Origin of the sequence: Phycicoccus jejuensis (genome assembly GCF_000720925.1) — a bacterium.
Classification (GTDB): Bacteria; Actinomycetota; Actinomycetes; order Actinomycetales; family Dermatophilaceae; genus Phycicoccus; species Phycicoccus jejuensis.
In genome coordinates this window covers 1-255 of the sequence record NZ_JOEE01000081.1, presented here as the reverse complement: position 1 = coordinate 255, position 255 = coordinate 1, and the positions used below count along the sequence as shown (strand labels likewise).

1 protein-coding gene is annotated in these 255 nt (G+C 76.1%); it reads right to left on the bottom strand.

From position 1 onward, the window contains the following. Window positions 1-255: helix-turn-helix domain-containing protein (locus IG69_RS0119705; RefSeq protein WP_030529857.1), on the bottom strand; the 255-nt coding region annotated here is incomplete at both ends.

Below are 255 nucleotides of genomic sequence, written 5' to 3'. Positions count from 1 at the left end.
CAGGACGCGGCTGACGGTGCGGGCCGGCACGCCCAGCTCGGGCCCGAGCCAGTCCTGCCCGCGGCGGTGCTCGACCCTGGCAGCCAGGATCGCGGCCTCAACCGCTGCGCTGGTGCGGCGTGGGCTCGACCTCGGCCGGGAGGACCGATCCACCAGCCCGGCCTCGCCCTCGGCATCGAAGCGGGCCACCCACCGGTGGGCGCACTGACGCGAGATCCCCATCGCCTTCGCCGCATGAGCCACCGCCCACCCCTG